This is a genomic window from Cytobacillus depressus (genome assembly GCF_008923245.1).
GTDB lineage: Bacteria > Bacillota > Bacilli > Bacillales > Cytobacillaceae > Cytobacillus > Cytobacillus depressus.
Window position 1 is genome coordinate 51,686 of record NZ_WBOS01000002.1, and the last position, 15,719, is coordinate 67,404.

Annotated in this window: 15 protein-coding genes; 6 read left to right on the forward strand and 9 right to left on the reverse strand. The window is 37.4% G+C overall.

What is annotated here, in order from left to right:
• Nucleotides 1–237 precede the first annotated feature (237 nt).
• A complete protein-coding gene (locus F7731_RS05570) occupies nucleotides 238–873 on the reverse strand; it encodes a hypothetical protein (RefSeq protein WP_151533780.1) in 636 nt (211 codons plus the stop codon).
• Between the two features lie 388 nt (nucleotides 874–1,261).
• Here F7731_RS05570 and F7731_RS05575 point away from each other — a divergent pair, with 388 nt between their 5' ends.
• A complete protein-coding gene (locus F7731_RS05575) occupies nucleotides 1,262–1,963 on the forward strand; it encodes a response regulator transcription factor (RefSeq protein WP_151533781.1) in 702 nt (233 codons plus the stop codon).
• The gene (locus F7731_RS05580) at nucleotides 1,953–3,356 is read left to right on the forward strand and encodes a sensor histidine kinase (protein ID WP_151533782.1); all 1,404 of its coding nucleotides are present in this window, start codon (nucleotides 1,953–1,955) and stop codon (nucleotides 3,354–3,356) included. The genes F7731_RS05575 and F7731_RS05580 overlap by 11 nt, the downstream gene beginning before the upstream one ends.
• A gap of 234 nt (nucleotides 3,357–3,590) precedes the next feature.
• Here the strand turns inward: F7731_RS05580 and F7731_RS05585 are convergent, their stop codons facing one another.
• The 5 genes from F7731_RS05585 to F7731_RS05605 form a co-directional block, all read right to left on the reverse strand.
• Nucleotides 3,591–4,934 carry a hemolysin family protein gene (locus tag F7731_RS05585; RefSeq protein WP_151533783.1) on the reverse strand — a complete coding sequence of 448 codons (1,344 nt, stop codon included), beginning with the start codon at nucleotides 4,932–4,934 and terminating at the stop codon, nucleotides 3,591–3,593.
• A gap of 63 nt (nucleotides 4,935–4,997) precedes the next feature.
• A complete protein-coding gene (locus F7731_RS05590; RefSeq protein ID WP_151533784.1) occupies nucleotides 4,998–5,399 on the reverse strand; it encodes a MerR family transcriptional regulator in 402 nt (133 codons plus the stop codon).
• A 286-nt stretch (nucleotides 5,400–5,685) separates the two neighbouring features.
• Nucleotides 5,686–6,993, reverse strand: coding sequence for a hemolysin family protein (locus F7731_RS05595; protein WP_151533785.1), 1,308 nt, complete (start codon nucleotides 6,991–6,993; stop codon nucleotides 5,686–5,688).
• A 211-nt stretch (nucleotides 6,994–7,204) separates the two neighbouring features.
• A complete protein-coding gene (locus F7731_RS05600) occupies nucleotides 7,205–7,753 on the reverse strand; it encodes a GNAT family N-acetyltransferase (protein WP_151533786.1) in 549 nt (182 codons plus the stop codon).
• 102 nt (nucleotides 7,754–7,855) lie between these two features.
• On the reverse strand, nucleotides 7,856–9,007 hold the full coding sequence (locus tag F7731_RS05605) for a histidine kinase N-terminal domain-containing protein (protein WP_151533787.1): 1,152 nt from the start codon (nucleotides 9,005–9,007) through the stop codon (nucleotides 7,856–7,858).
• Between the two features lie 294 nt (nucleotides 9,008–9,301).
• Here F7731_RS05605 and F7731_RS05610 point away from each other — a divergent pair, with 294 nt between their 5' ends.
• The 3 genes from F7731_RS05610 to fumC all read left to right on the forward strand — a co-directional run bounded on the left by F7731_RS05610 (nucleotide 9,302) and on the right by fumC (nucleotide 13,871).
• Nucleotides 9,302–9,766, forward strand: a complete 465-nt coding sequence (locus F7731_RS05610; RefSeq protein ID WP_151533788.1) for a helix-turn-helix transcriptional regulator — start codon at nucleotides 9,302–9,304, stop codon at nucleotides 9,764–9,766.
• Between the two features lie 365 nt (nucleotides 9,767–10,131).
• Entirely contained in the window at nucleotides 10,132–12,171 is a 2,040-nt protein-coding gene (locus tag F7731_RS05615; protein ID WP_151533789.1) for a transglycosylase domain-containing protein, read from the forward strand.
• A 317-nt stretch (nucleotides 12,172–12,488) separates the two neighbouring features.
• Complete coding sequence (gene fumC, locus F7731_RS05620) at nucleotides 12,489–13,871, forward strand: class II fumarate hydratase (protein WP_151533790.1); 1,383 nt, start codon at nucleotides 12,489–12,491, stop codon at nucleotides 13,869–13,871.
• Nucleotides 13,872–14,123: 252 nt separating this feature from the next.
• Here the strand turns inward: fumC and F7731_RS05625 are convergent, their stop codons facing one another.
• Nucleotides 14,124–14,339: an alpha/beta-type small acid-soluble spore protein gene (locus tag F7731_RS05625; protein ID WP_151533791.1), complete on the reverse strand. Its 216-nt coding sequence runs from the start codon at nucleotides 14,337–14,339 to the stop codon at nucleotides 14,124–14,126.
• A 297-nt stretch (nucleotides 14,340–14,636) separates the two neighbouring features.
• On the opposite strand from F7731_RS05625, the gene F7731_RS05630 reads away from it, so the two are divergent.
• Nucleotides 14,637–14,879 (forward strand): hypothetical protein, encoded by a 243-nt coding sequence (locus F7731_RS05630; protein WP_151533792.1) that lies wholly within the window; start codon nucleotides 14,637–14,639, stop codon nucleotides 14,877–14,879.
• Between the two features lie 58 nt (nucleotides 14,880–14,937).
• Here the strand turns inward: F7731_RS05630 and F7731_RS05635 are convergent, their stop codons facing one another.
• Together F7731_RS05635 and F7731_RS05640 are read right to left on the reverse strand one after the other, a co-directional pair.
• Nucleotides 14,938–15,123, reverse strand: a complete 186-nt coding sequence (locus F7731_RS05635; protein WP_151533793.1) for a hypothetical protein — start codon at nucleotides 15,121–15,123, stop codon at nucleotides 14,938–14,940.
• Between the two features lie 378 nt (nucleotides 15,124–15,501).
• A complete protein-coding gene (locus F7731_RS05640; protein WP_151533794.1) occupies nucleotides 15,502–15,714 on the reverse strand; it encodes a YheE family protein in 213 nt (70 codons plus the stop codon).
• Nucleotides 15,715–15,719: the final 5 nt, after the last annotated feature.

Below are 15,719 nucleotides of genomic sequence, written 5' to 3' on the forward strand. Positions count from 1 at the left end.
TGAATAGCAACAGTTTCTGGTATATCGATCATATAGTTTCCCCCATTTTTCCTTGATTAAAAATTACTTAAAATGCCTATCTAGATAATTATAACATTTTATGATACGCACGGTTGGGTGTTCGCATACAAAATCAAAAAATGTGATATGAATAAGAGAGACTCAAAATATGCGAAATTGTAGGAATTTCTATTAAAAAGGCTGCCTTGAAAGCCTCGGCAGCCGTTTTTAAATGAATTATTTTTTAATGTCCTCTTTAATTTTCATCATTAATGTTTTCATCTCAGTATACATTTGATGGCGATCAATATTTAAGATTTCCTTAATTTCTTTAAAGGATTTTCCTTCCTTTTTCAACTTTATCAGTTCGGCTAAATCTTTATTACTTATTTTTGACATAGCTGCACCGGCAATAATAAAGCGAAGTGGAATCCCTTCATCCGCCAATGCTTGAATGTCTTCTTTCTTTTTCCCTAAGTACTTCGCCACATTTGCTATAACTACTTCTTTATGTTCTTGTAGAAACTTTTCCTTATGTTCATGGTGTTTCTTTTTCAGCATTTCTAAATCTAATCCGTAATGTTTAGCTGTTTTTTCCCAAGAGGAATCATTTTCCTTATAGACTTTAAGAACATCATCAACCTTTTTATTGGCGAATTTGGCAATATGAGCCGCTTTTAGAATTTCCCCTTTAGAATATCCTTGATCTAAAAGTCTCACCAATTCTGCATCACTAATGATATGGTGATGATGGCTATGACCGTCAAAATGTTCATTATGGAATTTTGCGTATGCACTACTAGCTGTTTGTACAAAGGTTAATCCAAAAATAACAAAACTAATAAACCATACTTTCACTAAAATCTTTTTCATTATTTGCACTCTCCTTTTATAAATATGTCATAAGTTAGCATGTCCATAAAAAGTAAATTCATGTGGGAAAAATTGGCCGCGTACGCAAATGCTAAGATAAAAGCGATATTTATCGCAGATTAACGGGCAGTAAGACCCTCACTTCAAAGATTGGAGTATAATGAAGAATAAGTGGAGGGTCAACTGCCCGTAAAGGCCCGATTTAAGGAACGCAGACTAAGAGCGCCACGTCCTGTGGCAACGTCTGCGTGACCCACATCCTGTGGGCCGCAACTAACTTTCAGTGGGAAAAAAGCCTCCCACTGAAAGAAGTTTCACTTTATTGTAAAATAGGGAAGGATTCGATTACATTAAAGATAAGGTTTAGAAATGGGAAGGTGCATTTTTTATGAGAATTCTCGTAGTTGAAGATAATGAAAGTGTTTGTTCAATGCTTGAGATGTTTTTTATGAAAGAAGGATATGAAGGAGTTTTCGTTCATAATGGGCAAGATGGCTTTGACCGTTTTAATAAAGAAAATTGGGATCTTGTTATTTTGGATTGGATGCTGCCGATTATGGATGGGGTAACACTTTGCAGAAAAATTCGCGGGCTTAGCCAAGTACCGATCATTATGCTGACAGCAAAGGATAGCGATTCGGATCAAGTGCTCGGACTTGAAATGGGTGCTGATGATTATGTGACAAAGCCGTTTAGCCCACTTGCCTTAATGGCTAGAATTAAAGCGGTGACAAGACGATATCATTCAGAAGCTGTGGAGCAAGAAGAAGTGAATCTCATTACAAGTCAATATTTTAAAATAAGTAAAGATTCCCGAGAGGTATATTATAATGACCAGCTTCTTAACAACCTCACACCAAAGGAATTTGATTTGCTTTATTATTTTGTTAAACATCCAAAGCAGGTTTTTACTAGAGAGCAGCTTTTAGATCGTGTTTGGGGCTATCAGTTTTATGGAGATGAACGGACAGTCGACGTGCACATTAAACGGTTAAGAAAAAAGATTGGAACACACGACCAGCCTTTTATTCAAACAGTGTGGGGCATAGGCTATAAATTTGATGAAATGGTGGCAGGGAATGAGGATTAGGTTTTTTTATCAGCTATTAATTAGCCATATTAGTATTCTCATTCTCGCCTTTCTAATTTTAAGCTTATCATTTTCGCATTTTGTAGAAAGCTATATTTTTCAGAATAAAGTGGAAGAGCTTGAGGGATACGGGGATCAAATTTTAACAGAATTAACGGTAAGAATGGAAGGAAATGAACAATTTTTAGCAGAATATACTCATCTGCTTGATACGAGGCATATTAAGTATATTCTTTTCAATTATGAAGGGAAGGTCATCTATCCAAAATTACAAAGCTCCCCTTTAATCCAGTTAACTGAAGCAGAATGGGCAGAAATTTATAAAGGAAATAAAGTGTCAGTTAAACATGATATAAAGCGTTTTGGCCAAGAAGTATCCCTTGTAGCGATCCCGCTTATGAAAGGAGATCATCTTACAGGAGGAATTCTATTATTGTCCCCGATTACTGGGACGATGAAGATGATCACACAGTTAAATAAATTTCTTTTATATACGATTGTCATCTCGTTATCAGCATCTATATTAATTAGTCTCATTTTCTCAAAAACTTTAATTAAACGTATAAAAGATATTCGCAATGCGGCTTCAATGATTTCAGCTGGCAATTACGATGTAAATGTTCCGGAGTCATCGATTGATGAAATTGGCCAGCTAGCAAGAGATTTTAATAAAATGGCAGCGAAATTAAAGGAATCCCATGAAGAAATTGAGCGGCTGGAAAATCGGCGCAGAAAGTTTATTGCCGACGTCTCCCATGAAATGAGAACGCCGTTAACAACAATTAGCGGTCTTGCGGAAGGGATTAAAAATCAGTTAATCCCCGAAAAGGAAATCGAAAAAGGGATGATCTTAATTGATCGAGAAGCAAAACGATTAATTAGATTAGTGAACGAAAATCTTGATTATGAAAAAATCCGCTCCAATCAGCTCAAGCTTGATAAAATTGAAATTAATTTATTGGAAGTCCTTGAAGTAGTCAAAGAACAGCTCAATATACAGGCAGTAGATAAAAGCAATCAAATCTTGGTTCAATGTGATGAACATATAATGATTTTTGCTGATTATGATCGGATTATCCAAATCATAATCAATATCGTCAAAAACAGTAATCAATTTACGGAAAATGGACTTATTTTCCTTAGAGGAATCGAGAATGAGACTAAAACGGTGATTGAAATTGAGGACACTGGTATTGGCATTGATCCGGAAGAAATTGAATCGATTTGGCATCGTTTTTATAAGGCTGATGTTTCACGAACGGGTGAAGCATTTGGGGAGTTTGGCATCGGGCTATCCATCGTTAAACAGCTTGTTCAGCTGCATAATGGAAAAATAGAAGTATGCAGTGAGAAAGGAATAGGAACTAAATTCACAATTACCTTTCCGAAATAAGAAAGGGTCAGATCTGCCTTTATTCAGGCGAATCTGACCCTTCGTAAAGATGTCTAGCTCCAGCGCCTACCCCCTCGAGGTCACAAGCCAATCCTCCCAGAAAGGTAAAGCTCACCTTTCCGAGAGGATCGTCTTGTGCTTGTCGGGGGTGACCACTAAGGAAAGCGCCTAAGAATAATCATCGCAGGAACAATCCGTTCTTGATTGTTCCGAAGGCGCTTCCGCTTTTCTAATTTAAACCACTTGCGTTTCCGTTAAAGGTAGGGCTTGTGGCTGCTCATTTTCGGTAATTTTTGTTACTTCAATATACTTTATATGATGATCTTCCATGTCGATAATCTTAAAGGCATATGAATCTAAGTGGATAATATCACCTTGCTTCGCTTCATAATTCTCTGTTAATATCCACCCGCCGATTGTATCGACATCTTCATCATTTATATCGATATTAAGCAAATCACTTACTTCACTTACAAGCATTTTTGAATCAATAATATAATGCTCTTCGTTTATTTTTCTAACTTCTGGAACTTCATCCATATCAAATTCATCGCGAATTTCACCGACGATTTCTTCAATGATATCTTCAACAGTTACAAGACCTGAAGTACCGCCATATTCATCCATAAGGATGGCCATATGAATTCTTTCCTTTTGCATTTTAAGGAGAAGATCATGGATGGGAATCGTATCAATTACACGAATAATGGGCCTTGTATATGATTCGAGCATGCTAGAAACGACTTGCCTGTTCTTAATCAGATCTGTCATGACTTCTTTAATATTTACGATTCCAATAATATGGTCTTTATCACCATCGATAATCGGATATCGTGTAAATTTTTCTTCATAAACCGTTTGTAAAAAGCTATCAATCGTATCATCTTTTGAGAATGAAACGATTTCTGTTCTTGGAACCATAATCTCTTTTGCAATACGGTCGTCAAAGTCAAAGATTTTATTTACATACTTAAACTCAGATTGGTTGATTTCGCCACTTTCATAGCTTTCAGATAAAATAATGCGAAGTTCTTCTTCTGAATGGGCTAATTCGTGTTCGGAAGCAGGCTTTAATCCAAATAATCCTGAAAATAGGCGAGCAGATCCATTTAAAGCCCAGATAGCCGGATACATTAATTTGTAGAACAAAATTAATGGGCGGGCGGTTAACAATGTAACCTTTTCAGCTTTTTGAATTGCTAGCGTTTTCGGCGCCAATTCTCCAACAACAACGTGCAAGAAGGTAATGATCGCAAAGGCAATTCCGACTGAAAGAATATGTGATGCAGAATTTGGTACATTCAGCTTATCAAAAAGAGGATGAAGCATATGTGCAATGGTCGGTTCTCCAAGCCAACCGATTCCAAGAGCAGTAATGGTTATCCCTAATTGGCAGGCAGATAAATATTCATCCAAATTACTAATCACTTTCTTAGCAGGTATAGCACTTTTATTTCCTTCTTCAATTAACTGATCAATTCTCGAACTTCTTATTTTAACCATTGCAAATTCTGACGTTACAAAAAATGCCGTCAAAGCAATTAAAATGGCTATAATAACCAAGTTTAATATGTCCAAATAAGTTTCCTTAGCCCGAGTCTACGGGTAAGGAGTCACCTCCTGAAATAATGAAAATATAGTTTAATTAGTTAAGCTCACAAGAGACTTTATTAATGTTGTCCCTTCTATATTCAGCTTTTTTGAAAGGTCAATCTTTTGGTCTTCATTTAAGTGATTAATGAGCGGCAGAAGGACAGCAATTTCATTATGAAGCTGTTTAATTTGTTGTGATACCGTATCAATTTGACGCTCAACATCCTTTGTATGCATGACAGTTGTTGACCTTAACTCTAGTTTTCTTTTAATCTCGTCTAATGGAATATGCATAGTTTTGCAGTTTTCAATAAATCGAAGATCTGCAAGAACATCTTCAGAATACATGCGGTAATTTGATTTCGTTCGCTCGGCTTGAATTAGTCCAATATTTGTGTAGTAATCAATCGTCCGCTTTGATACATTCGCCAAATTTGCTAATTCACCAATCCGATAAACTGCCCCATCGTATCACCCCATTACTAATAAAAATAAAAGAATTTGGGCTGGCCTAATATTTCCAAATTAATTTTTTGAAAGGATTATTTCCTTTAAATAAAAAAATTAGGTACAGAACCCTAATTTTATTATATGTTAGTTAAAAGCATACAGTCAAACGTAATAGTTTAATACTTTATTTTATTTTTAGCCAATAAAAGTTATGTATAGAATTTTCAGAAAAACATCAATCGAATAGACCTAGAATAGAACAAAACCAGTATGTTCTATTCTAGGTCTATTCACGTATTTCTGCTTTAAGCTTTTTTACCTCTATATAGATAATATGATGACCTTCAATTTCTTTTATGATAAACTCATAGCCACTATGCTCAATAGCGTCTCCTTGGACAAGATCGAATTTTTGCGTAAGAATCCAGCCGCCAATCGTGTCTACCTCATCTTCATCAAGGTCGGTACCTAATAAATCATTTGTTTCTGAAATAAGCAGTTTTGCATCTAAAATATAATGATTCGTGTCAAGCTTTTGCACGAAAGGAAGCTCGTCTGTATCAAATTCATCACGAATTTCACCAACAATTTCTTCTAAAATATCTTCTGCTGTTACTAAACCAGCAGTTCCTCCGTATTCGTCAAATAAAATGGCCATATGAGACCGTTCCTTTTGCATCTTTAAGAGCAGGTCATGAATAGGAATTGTTTCAATTACTTTAATGACTGGTTTAATATATTGAACAACTGTTTTCTCTTCTTTACATTTTTGCCGAATGCAGTCAGTTAAAATTTCTTTCACATTGATGAGTCCAAGAATCGTATCTTTATCACCGCCTGTGATCGGGTATCTTGTGTACCTTTCATTCATAATGACATCAAGTACTTCCGCAAGTGTTGCGTTTTCGTCTAAGCTGACAATTTCAGTCCGCGGCACCATGACTTCCTTGGCGATACGGTTGTCGAATTCGAAGATATTGTTAACATATTTATATTCCGATAGGTTGATTTCGCCGCTTTTCAGGCTTTCAGAAAGAATAATTCGCAATTCTTCTTCAGAATGGGCTATTTCATGCTCAGTAACCGGTTTTAAACCGAACAAACTGGCAACAAATCTAGCCGAGTGATTAAGTGTCCAAATAAATGGAAACAAAATTTTGTAAAACCAGATTAACGGCTGCGAGAAATGTAGTGTAATTGCTTCTGCTTTTTGAATGGCAAATGATTTTGGCGCCAATTCTCCGATGACAACGTGCAAGAAGGTGACAATTGAAAAGGCGATGACAAAGGAAAGTGCTTTTGTGATCGATGGCTGTAAGTGTAAATGAGCAAATATAGGCTCTAATAATTTTTTGATTGTAGGTTCACCGAGCCACCCAAGGCCTAAGGCAGTGATCGTTATTCCGAGCTGGCACGCAGACAAATATTCATCAAGATTGGAGGTTACTTTTTTTGCAGCATGAGCTTTCGAGTTTCCCGCGGCAATTAATTGGTCAATCCGTGATGTGCGAACTTTAACCATTGCGAATTCGGATGCTACAAAAAAAGCAGTTAAAGCAATTAAAATAAATAGAAGGAATAAATTGAGTGCCATGTTTATGTCCTCACAAATAAATGCAAGGCGCCTTCACCTCCTCTAAAGGTTACTTTACCCGAATGTATTAATAATTATTAGAAAAACTAGCCATTTATTGAGGTGGTTTCTTAATAATCATACCTTTTATCCATCTAAACTAAACCTTACTTAATTTTCTGTGGCGAAAGATATTTAATCAAAAATAAAAAAGGTCCATTGAGAAGGACCTTCAGTCGTTATTTCCCCAATCGCGGGCTAGCATTCCGTAGACTACTAAATCGTGATAATGGTTATATAGATATTCTCCGTCACGAATAATTCCTTCTTGGACAAAACCTAATCTTTCCGGAATTGCTCGACTCTTTTTATTGCCAACTCCACAGCGAATTTCAAGGCGGTTTAGATTTAAATCCAGGAATGCATAATTTACAAGCGCCTGAACCGTTCTCGTCATAATCCCTTTTCTTTCAAAGCCTCTTCCAAGGTAGTAACCAATGCTTGTTTGTTTATTTGTCCAATCGATTTGATGGAAACCGATACATCCGGCAAGCTGACCTTTATAGCGGATTCCAGCATTAATCCCATTATTTTCGGCAAATGCTTTCAGCCAAATAGGAATAATTTCGTGATATTGAATGGGGGAGGTCATATTATCGACCCATGGGAGCCATTCTCTAAGATGATTTCTATTATGATCCACTAATTGAAATAATTCCTCACAATGATGCAATTGAAACAACTGAAGCTCGATGTCTTGATCTACCTTTAATACAAACATTGGAAACTCTCCCTTTTAATATATGATAATTTCCAATTTTAAGCGATAACACGGAGGAAGTATACAGAAAAATTGCAATAAATAAGCATACGACTGACTCAATTAAATGGAAGCGTAGGTGTCAACGAATTGTTTATTTGAGATTGGCAGGGTAATGCTAAATATTGTTAAATCAGCTTTTGTTTCGCATTCCAATTTTCCTTTATGTTTTTCAATAATTTCTTTGCAAACAAATAATCCAAGACCTGTACCGAGAGATTTAGTTGTAACAAATGGTTCAAAAATTGATTTCACAAGATGCTGTGGAATTTTCGGCCCGTTGTTGGCGATTTCAACTTTAATACAAGAATTCTCGACAAGATGACTTGTAATTTCGATGAATGGCTCCGACGTATACGTATGTAAAACATCAATTGCATTAAAAATAATATTGATCAATACTTGGCGGATCTCGTCTGCATAGCCTAGGAGGAAAAAATCATCTTCCAAACTTTTCCGGATTTTTACCTTCCCATCTAAAATACTCGGGTATAGGAAGATTAATACTTCTTCAATTATTTCATTCAGGGAAAAATATATTTTCTCTTTTCCAATCAATTCTTTCTTTGATAATAAAAGAAACTGGGAGATGCGAAAGTTTAGCTGTTCTAATTCGATTGAAATGATATCTAAATATTTTAAGTTTGGATTCTCAGTCTTTAATAATTGAATGAAGCCTTGTACAGAGGTTAGCGGATTACGAAATTCGTGGATGAAGCTAGAGGTCATTTGCCCTAGCAGAGTAAGCCTGTCTTTATGGCTTGTATCAATAAACTGTGTTTTTTCTTCAATTATTTGATTTTTAGCATCACTATAATAAGTGACACAAAAATAGAGAAATTGATCAAAACAAAACTGTACTTTCTGAACGTATTCCTTTTGGTCTTGACATTCAATGTTTATATTCAAAAGCCTATCTTGGAAGATAGATCGTCCAAGATTGACATTATAAACGAATTCACCAATATTAATTCCGGCTTTTAATCGTTGATCTGCAAGAGAAATAGCGAACTTTCGGAGAGTTTTCAATAAATCCTCCTCATTGCTAGAGAAAGCTTTAATAAGAAGATAAAACATTACTTCGCCATTTTCCTTCATGCGATCTTTGAAAGGATCTTTCGTAGAAACTAATATATTCTTCTCCCATTCTTGTAGCATTTCGTCTTTTTCCTTGTGCAATAGCTCGACAACTGGTTTCATTGATTTCGTAAACATCTTTCTCTCCATTCCTTACGATAAGATAACTTTTTCCGTAGATATATACATTTCTACCTTTTTTGCTAAATTCCTTTGTCAAATTTTAGCGAATGGAAAAACAGTTCTTCGAGACTACTCTATCTTTGTCATTTATCTCGAATTCTGTTTATCCTATGTATTAATTATTGTCTTTTTATGATTACTTCTTTTATAATTGAAGAAGCGGTGTAAAAATACACTTAAATATATGGCTTTTTTATATAATCAACTATAAGCACCAATTTAGCCGAACATAAAGGAATGAATCGGAAATTGACTCGTGAAGAAATTATTGAAAAAGTATCTGAAAAAATCCGCCTAATCCGGACAGAAGCTGGCTACACTCAAGACAAAATGGCGGAAATTATTGGTGTGTCAAAGAAAACCCTTGTACAAATTGAAAAGGGGCGGGCAGAAGCGAGCTGGTCAACAGTTGTCGCTGTTTGTGCCCTTTTTCGGGAAACGGAAACGGTCCGCTTTTTATTTGGAAATGAGCCCATTGAGGTTTTGGAAACGATTGCTCGTGAAGGAATTGACTATCGTAAAGAAAAAACATTGGGCGGAAAAATTTGGTGGAGAGAAGTAGACAAGCAAAACGGAATATTGCTTCAGCAAAACTTAATCAGCCAGCATTATCGTATTATTGATGAAGACCTATTCCGTATTTATAGCAGCTTCGATGAAGAGTCTTCTAAAGAAAGGTTTGCAGAGCTCGTACACGAAAGAAACAGGGGATAAATGTAAAGAAGGAATTAGCTAGTCCGTGTGGCTTTTTCCTTTTTGCCTTTCCGCTGTCTTTTCCTTTTATAACCCGCATAAAAATCCCTTCCCAGCCGAATGTCTTTACCGCAGATTAACGGGGTGTAGGACTCCCACTCCAAGAAGTTGAGAATACAAAAAGCTTCTATGTGGGAGATCTAACAGCCCGTAAACGCCCGACGATGGACACGATGTTCTAGTAAGGCGAAAGCCACTGGACGTGGTGCTGTGAGCGTGATAAGTTTAACTAACATTCAGCGGGGATAAACCGCCCACACTGAATGAAGTTTCACTGTATCAATCATCCATAATTTTAAGCATCTTGAATTTGACTTGGAGGAATTATGAGTAAGAAACAGTCTATTGTTAATAAATTTCTGAGATTTTGGAAGCAGAAGCATTTAACTCAAATTGCTATTTTAACTGCATCAACCGCAGTCCTAGCATTTTTGGGCTTTTTTTATTTTTTCGCTAACGATGCCAATATAAGTGCCTTAGACGCAGGGCTAGACCAATCTACTGTTATTTATGATATAAATGGCGAGATTGCCAGCAAAATAACCGCTAATAAAATTGAAGGAGCCTCAATTCAGGAAATTCCCGATCATTTAAAAAAAGCGGTTATGGCGATTGAAGATCACCGCTTTTACGAACATAACGGCATTGATGTGACAAGTATTGGAAGAGCGTTTTTTCGTAATATTAAAGCAGGGCATATTTTAGAAGGCGGAAGCACGATTACACAGCAGTTAACGAAAAATGCCTTGCTATCGCCAGAGAAAACATATAAGCGCAAAATAGAAGAATTCTTTCTAGCGAGAGAAATTGAAAAAATATATACAAAGGACGAAATCCTCCAAATGTATTTAAATCATATTTATTTTGGGGAGGGTGCTTGGGGGATAAAACGTGCGGCCATGAAATATTATGGGAAAGATGTGAAGGATTTATCGATAAGTGAGTCGGCATTATTAGCTGGCATCATTAATGCCCCTTCAGCAATAAATCCTTATAAAAATGAAAAAAAAGCACTTGAGCGCCGAGACCTCGTTCTGGAACAAATGAAATCATTTGGTTTTCTTACAGAGGCGCAATATACGAAGGCAAAGAATGAACATTTAGTGTTCGATGATCATGGGGGAGACCCCTTTAAAGGAAAATACCCTTATTACGTAGACTACGTTTTAGAGGAAGGGATGAAAAGATATGGTTTTTCCCTTGATGAACTATTGACGGGTGGATATCAAATTTATACCGAGCTTGATCCTTCCATGCAGCAAGCTGTCGAAGAGACTTATCAGAATGATTCAATGTTTCCGGCGGGCACAGAGGATCAAATCGTTCAAAGCGGAGCCATCTTGATCGAACCGAAAAGCGGAGGGGTACGTGCATTAGTTGGCGGAAGGGGGGAGCATACCCTACTTGGGCATAATCGAGCGATCCATCCGGTCGGCCAGCCTGGATCAACAATGAAGCCTCTTGTTCCTTATACACCGGCACTTGAAAATGGCTGGAATATTACGGACGTGCTGAAGGATGAAAAAATGAAATTCGGCGATTATGAGCCTAATAATTATAATTTCCAATTCCGCGGTCAAGTGCCAATGTATGAAGCTGTTAAGGATTCTCTCAATATACCAGCTGTATGGCTCCTTAATGAAATTGGAATTGATAAAGGAATTGAAGCCGCGAGAAGGTTTGGCATTCCAGATGAGGCGATTAATCAAAATCTTGCTCTGGCACTAGGAGGAACACCGAAAAACGTGTCTCCTTTAAATATGGCAGAAGCGTACACTGTTTTTGCCAATGGCGGAGAAAAATCTGAAGCTCATTCCATCGTAAAGATAGTTGATTCAACTGGAAATATTGTCGCAGAGCGGGATGGCAAGAGCACGAGAGTGACGACGAAAGAAGTAACAGATAAAATTACGACCATGCTCCTTGGAGTTGTGGAATTAGGTTCTGGGAAAGCAGCGCAAATTCCAGGGCGGGAAGTAGCAGGAAAGACGGGATCAACACAGGTGCCAATTGAAGGGGTCAACGGGGTGAAAGACCAATGGTTTGTTGGCTATACCCCTCAGTTAGTTGGGGCGGTTTGGGTTGGCTATGACAAAACAGATAAAAATCATTATTTAACGACGACTAGCGGAGTTGGTACGGCGCCGATTTTTAAAGAAATAATGACGAAAGCATTGCAAAATCAAGAGAATGTATCTTTCAATGTGCCGCATATCGCTTCATTTATCGAAAAAAAGAAACAGGAAGAAAAGAGTCTTCATCATAATAATAAAAAGAATACAGATAAATGGAAAAAGAAAATAGAAAAAGAACGTAAAAAGTTGGAAAAGAAAATGAAAAAGAAAAAAGGTAAAAAAGATGATTAAGCCAATAAAAATCGTTCATAAAAATGTCAATTCCCTGTCACGAAATGTACCTATCTAATCAAATAACCTTCCCACCATTTATGCTATTTTAAAGGTATAAACTATGTGGGGGGACTAGGAATGGAACAGCTATCTGTTACCTTGGTGATTGCGAGTATTATGGTACTTGGGTATTTTTTAGGATATACAATTATTAAACATTAAAACTGCTTGCTTCATGCAAAGCAGTTTTTTTTATTATACAAAGATACCCATAAAAGCTAGGAAATAGGGAATAGAATATAATTGAAGGATTTTTTTATCCAAGGAGGAATGTAATGACTAGTTATCGGGTTGAAAGAGATACACTTGGAGAAGTAAAGGTTCCGGCTGAAAAGTATTGGGGAGCACAAACGCAAAGAAGCAAGGAGAATTTTCACATAGGTATCGAGAAAATGCCGATGGAAGTGATCTATGCTTTTGCGAAAATCAAACATGCCGCTGCGATTGTTAATCATAGATTAGGAAAATTATCTGAGGCCAAAATGAATGCAATCGTTCAAGCAACAGCTGAAATTTTGCAAGGGAAGTTTGATGAGGATTTTCCGCTCGTCGTCTGGCAAACAGGAAGCGGAACGCAAACTAATATGAATGTCAACGAAGTGGTCGCAAGAAGGGCAAATGAATTGCTGCAAAAGAACGGTGATGCTCAAAATAATGTTCATCCGAACGATGATGTCAATATGTCCCAAAGCTCGAATGATACATTTCCGACATCGATGCATATTGCAGCCTATATCGAAATTGCTGAACAGCTTCTTCCTGCCCTTAGCGGTTTGAAAAAGACAATTAACCAAAAAGAACAAGCATACAATCAAATTGTGAAAATTGGGAGGACCCATTTGCAAGATGCCACCCCATTGACATTAGGACAAGAAATTAGTGGCTGGCGTGCGATGCTAGATAAAAATGAGAAGATGATTTCCGAGGCAATCAGATACATGCTCGATCTTGCTATTGGGGGAACTGCAGTTGGTACAGGAATTAATGCGGACCAAGCATTCGGGGACGAGGTAGCCAAGGAAATTTCTTTTCTGACGGGCCATTCTTTTCAATCCTCGGAAAATAAATTTCAAGCATTAACGAGCCATGATGAAATTGTTCATGTGCACGGAGCATTAAAGGCACTTGCAGCCGACTTAATGAAGATTGCCAATGATGTCAGATGGCTAGCTAGTGGACCGAGGAGCGGGATTGGCGAGCTATCGATACCTGCAAATGAGCCAGGAAGCTCGATTATGCCAGGGAAAGTGAATCCGACCCAGAGCGAGGCGTTAACGATGATTACTTGTCAAGTTTTTGGCAATGATGCCACAATTGGGTTTGCAGCGAGTCAAGGAAATTTTGAGCTAAATGTCTTTAAACCGGTTATTATCCATAACCTTATTCAATCGATTCGCCTTTTAACGGACGGAATGGTTTCTTTTAATGAAAAATGCATAGTTGGTCTAGAGGCGAATGAAAAAGTCATTGCCGAACATGTCCAAAGATCGCTCATGCTTGTAACTGCACTTAATCCACATATAGGTTATGAAAAAGCTGCTGAGATTGCCAAACTGGCCTTTAAAGAAAATCTCACACTTAAGGAAGCGGCTTTAAAAACAGGTTATATTACTGCAGATCAATTTAATGAGTGGGTCGATCCTTCTAAGATGGTATGAGTAAAAAGAAAAGCGGAAGCGCCTTCGGAACAATCAAAGTTCAGATTGTTCCTGTAAGGATTATTCAAGGAAGCTTTCCTTAGTGCTCACCCCCGACAAGCACATGACGATGCTCACGGAAAGGCGCCCTTTACCTTTCTGGGAGGATTGGCTTGTGACCTCGGGGAAAGGCGCTAAAGCTAGACAAAAAAGAAAGACCCCCTTAATAAAAGGGGGTCAGAGCCATATCTTATTAAGTTTTTGTATCAAATATTATCGTTGGTAACCGCCAAGTTGTTGTTCAGCCATTTGAACAAGGCGCTTTGTAATTTCTCCTCCAACAGATCCATTGGCACGAGATGTCGTATCAGCACCTAAGTTAACGCCAAATTCGTTTGCGATTTCAAATTTCATTTGGTCTAGTGCTTGTGCTACACCAGGCACTACTAATTGATTTGAGGAATTTCTGTTTGATGTGTTTTGATCCATAAAGTATCGCTCCTCATAATGTTTTTTTTGGAAATATGGTTGGGTTAGCCGGAATTGCACCGGCCCAAGCTTAACTTGTACCTCTAATTGGTTTAACCCATCGGTATAATAATACTCTGAGATTGTTTGTGAAATCTCGTTGATGTTTGTTTACTCTTTATTATGGAGTTTTTCGCTTCTCTTATTCTATATTTTTAGTGGGAATTGTTTCCTATTTGTTTTCACATATCTGTTGATAAATTGACGAACGATAAGATTATTGAAATTTTTATATAGAGAATGGAGCGGGTCATTGAAATGGCTATTTGTCCAATCTGTAATGGGTTTGAAGAAATAAAGAAAAAATGTACGTCATGCGGAAATCTCGCTTTGGATCAAGGCAGGATTATGGATTATTACGGTGCTTATAGTGCATATATGCCAATTGATCTAATGAAACTGGAGGATGGCTATCCGAATGATTACGCGAATAAGGAGTGCCCACATTTTTTAAAATGCCCAGTTTGCGGAAATCAAGAAGTTACTTTAATAAAAGAATAATACTGGTAAAAAAAATCAGCACTTCCCAAGTTGAGAAGGTGCTGATTTTCTCCGCCAATTATTCAACCGTATAAGGCGGATCTTCTTCGTGAAGGTCTCTAGCTTCTTCAATATTTGTCGTTTCTTCTCTCATATGGACAGAACCGCCGGACATTCCTTCATTAATCATGCGATCGATGTCTAAATAAACTTTGTCTCTGCCTTCATGATGTAAATCTTCTTGGGCATTTTTTTGATCTGACAAGTTTTCTTCCTCCTTTGGAAAGATGATATGCAATTTATTCTTCCAAAGGAGGAAGGAAATCATACATGTCTAGCTCCAGGGTCTAGGGGCTCGAGGTCATAAGCCAAACCATCAAGAAGATTAAAATACAACCTTTTCACTTGCTCGTATTATGCTTGTCGGGGCTGAGCACTAAGGAAAGCTCCTTAGAATGATCTTCGCAGGAACAATCTGCACTTTGATTGTTCCGAAGCCGTTTCCGCTTTTCTATTTGTCTAGCTCCAACGGCTAGCCCCTCGAGGTCATAAGCCACTTTATGAATGAAGGCAAAGTACGCCTTCCTCCATAAAGCGTCTTATGCTTGTCGGGGCAGAACAAGCCGTTTCCGCTTTTCTATTTTCATTGATCATATACATGGAAAAGCATTAATTCATGAATTTGCTCCAATAATTTTATTTCATCCTCACCGTTAGGGGCAGCTGATGTCCATTCAATTTTCCCGTTTTGATGATAAATACCATCGAATTTATGTTTGTTAAAATAAAAAGAAAACCTCCAGCCAGGCAATTGTTTGTTTTCATATAAAGGTTTGAATTGAAAATGGGTAAGCATAATCC